The sequence below is a fragment of the Weissella hellenica genome (assembly GCF_005405545.1).
GTDB classification, from domain to species: Bacteria; Bacillota; Bacilli; order Lactobacillales; family Lactobacillaceae; genus Weissella; species Weissella hellenica.
Genome location: NZ_BJEG01000024.1, coordinates 1 through 3,258, shown reverse-complemented (window position 1 = coordinate 3,258; position 3,258 = coordinate 1). Strand labels below are relative to the sequence as shown.

The window sequence follows — 3,258 nt, the reverse complement described above, 5'->3', positions numbered from 1 at the left end:
GTGTCTTTTTTTATGTGAAAAAGACAAAATAAAAAGCGTGAAATGTTTAGTTTCACGCTAGAAAGTATAGAGCCAAATAAACTTATAAAGGAGGGGGATTATGAAAAGAGCGCTATTGTATATTGTAATTTTTGTACTAGGTGCACTGGCTGGTGGTGTAGGACTCCATTATTGGTCGGATTACCAAGTAGACAGGTCTGAGAGTCAATATGAGTCGAGTTATCGTGGAGCACAAGCTTCTTCGCTTCAGGCAAGCAGTAGTTCGCAGGTAGCGTCTTCTGCGGTAGATTTACCAACGCAAGAAACGGTGACAAAACGGGTAGACGCTGATTTAAACAAATTTATCAAGGAACAAAAGGGTGATTTGATTAAACAATCATCAGTTGATGATGCTGTTGATGCTTTTGAGGATTCGTATCTTGATACGTATGAAAATGAATTACAGGCACAATTCCCGGGTGAGGCACATGAAAACCAAATTGAGCATTTAATTGATGTGGCTGTAACAACGATCAATGTCCATCAAAAAATTTCAGATGTTAAATGATTAATGTGTAGTATGAATTGATGTGGTTATAACAATGACCTATTAAAAATAAGTACAAAAAAAGAGAGTGATGTAAATCACTCTCTTTTAATTAGTGGACAAGCAGGGGCTCGAACCCTGGACCCACGGATTAAGAGTCCGTTGCTCTACCAACTGAGCTACTTGTCCAATAAAGTATATGTTGTCTAACAACAACGTATATAATATTAACACATAATAAATTAACATACAAGATGTTTTTGAGATAAAAAGTAAAAACTAATTATCGATGGACAAGCAGGGGCTCGAACCCTGGACCCACGGATTAAGAGTCCGTTGCTCTACCAACTGAGCTACTTGTCCAACAAGTTAAATGTTGTCTCACAACAACGAATACTAATATACCATATAAACCAAGCCAATGCAAGCTTTTTCGCAAAAAAATAAAGGGTTGATTTTTTTTAAAACCCGTGTAAAATCAATTGATAAATGAATATTTAAATATTTTGTAGATTTAATCGTTAGATGAATGGGCTAACAAGTTTCTACCGCCTACCCAAATTATAGGCGACAATCCACAAATGTTCTAAAAATCAACTAGGTTAATGAGCATTTGTAGGATTCTATACTATTCTACTAATGCTTTTTTTATACAAAAAAATGGAGGAATGATGGCTAATTATAGTATTGCTAATAAATTTGTACCAATGGGTTTGACGTTTCAAGATGTGACGTTACCAATCGATAAGACGGAAAATAAAAAAGATGAAGTATTGATGCAAACTATATTGACGCCAACGTTAAAGTTAAATAAGCCAATTTTGTCAGCTGCTATGGATACGGTAACAGAATCAACGATGGCAATTGCTTTAGCCAATTTTGGTGGCTTAGGTGTTATTCACAAGAATATGCTTATCAAAGATCAAGCTGCTGAAGTTAAAGTTGTAAAAGATGTGCATGTAGATTTTAAATTAAATCCTAATGCAGCAGTTGATGCTAATGGCCGATTGTTAGTTGCAGGAGCTGTTGGTGTTACTTCAGATACGATTGATCGCGTAGCAGCTTTGGTAGCAGCTGGCGCAGACGCAATTGTATTAGATTCAGCACATGGGCATTCAGAAGGTGTATTACGCAAGATTCGTGAAGTACGAGATGCTTTCCCTGATATTAATATTATTGCAGGAAATATCGCAACCAAAGCCGGTGCAAAGGCTCTTTATGATGCTGGCGCAGATGTTGCTAAAGTTGGTATTGGACCTGGTTCAATTTGCACAACCCGTGTTGTTGCCGGTGTTGGGGTTCCGCAAGTTTCAGCAATTGTCGCTGCTCAAGAAGCTGCTCGTGAATATAATAAGGCTATTGTTGCTGACGGTGGTATTAAAACAGCTTCAGATATGAGCAAGGCTATTCTAGCTGGTGGAAATGCAATCATGCTAGGTTCAGTGTTAGCGGGTACATTTGAAACGCCAGGTGCTGTGATTACTGATGAAGAAACCGGACAGCGCTATAAGTCTTATCGTGGTATGGGTTCAATTGCTGCTATGGAAAATGGTTCGAAAGATCGTTACTTCCAAGGTGAGGTTAACGAAGCCAATAAAATGGTTCCTGAAGGAATTGAAGGTCGCACTGCTTATAAGGGCGAACTATTAGATGTTATCCAACCGATGATGGCAACAGTAAACCAGAATCTTGGGCAAGCTGGTTTTAACTCAATTACACAAGCCGCAAATGAAGGTCAATTATTTAGTACGACAACGATGGTTGATTATGCACAAGTTACACAAAATAAGCGTATTGTAGCGACAAAGGAGGCATTCGCATAATGATGAATCAAGGTGGATTAGGGTTAGATGAAGTGTTATTGGTGCCTAGTGCTTCAAATGTATTGCCCAATACAATTGATATTCAAACGCAACTAGCTGACCAATTACAATTGGCTATTCCAGTTATTGGATCAGCAACCTTTACAACCGTGAGCCGAGCAATTGAATTTGCGCAAGAAGGAACACTTGCTATTTTACCTTCTAAATTAGCTACCATTGAAAATATCGCTACAGTTAAAGCAGAAGATCCTCATTATTTAGTGGGTGCTACTGTTGCCAATGCAACGGACGCTAATGCATTAGTTGAAGCGGGTGCCGATGTTATCCAACTAGTTGTGACAAACGACACAGATGCTTTGATACAAAATATTGAAATGATCAAGACAACAAATCCAACGTTGCCATTATGGGTTGGACCAACTACTGATTTGGATATTGCTAAGCGTGCTTTAGCAGCAGGGGCTGATACAATTATTGTGGCTAATGCAGACGGTGAAGCATTAGCTACTGTTGTCACAACAGTAATGGCATTTTCACAATTAGCTGCTGAATATGATGGTAACATTATTTTGGGATCAGACGTAAATTATTCAGGTGATGTTGTGAAAGCCTTGGCAGCTGGTGCTGTAGCTGTTATGGTTGACGAAAATATTATGACTGATGTGGTAGCAGATAATCTTTTCCAAATTAGTGGTGGTTTACGTTCAGGAATGGGATACACTGGATCAGGTGACGTCTCAACGCTACGTCGCCAAGCGCAATTTGTTCAGATTACAGCTGCTGGTCTAACAGAGAGCCATCCGCATGATGTAGAATTAACAAGAGATGCACCAAATTATGGCTCTATGTCAAACAGCGTGAAAATCGTGAAATTGACTTAAAGAGTTTGTGAAATATAGCTTGCGAATC

At 38.8% G+C, this 3,258-nt stretch carries 3 protein-coding genes, 2 tRNA genes and 1 riboswitch; of the genes, 3 read left to right on the top strand and 2 right to left on the bottom strand.

Annotated features, from left to right (window positions below):
- Positions 1-100: 100 nt before the first annotated feature.
- Positions 101-547 (top strand): hypothetical protein, encoded by a 447-nt coding sequence (locus tag FFM61_RS08845; RefSeq protein ID WP_137604635.1) that lies wholly within the window; start codon positions 101-103, stop codon positions 545-547.
- A 95-nt stretch (positions 548-642) separates the two neighbouring features.
- Here the strand turns inward: FFM61_RS08845 and FFM61_RS08840 are convergent.
- Positions 643-715: transfer RNA gene (locus FFM61_RS08840), tRNA-Lys, on the bottom strand.
- Between the two features lie 101 nt (positions 716-816).
- Positions 817-889 (bottom strand) — tRNA-Lys (locus FFM61_RS08835).
- 127 nt (positions 890-1,016) lie between these two features.
- A riboswitch (purine riboswitch) is annotated at positions 1,017-1,120 on the top strand.
- 77 nt (positions 1,121-1,197) lie between these two features.
- Here FFM61_RS08835 and guaB point away from each other — a divergent pair.
- A complete protein-coding gene (gene guaB, locus FFM61_RS08830; protein WP_074428122.1) occupies positions 1,198-2,349 on the top strand; it encodes an IMP dehydrogenase in 1,152 nt (383 codons plus the stop codon).
- Entirely contained in the window at positions 2,349-3,230 is an 882-nt protein-coding gene (locus tag FFM61_RS08825; protein WP_074428123.1) for an IMP dehydrogenase, read from the top strand. Before guaB ends, FFM61_RS08825 begins: the two co-directional genes overlap by 1 nt.
- The last annotated feature ends 28 nt before the right edge of the window (positions 3,231-3,258 follow it).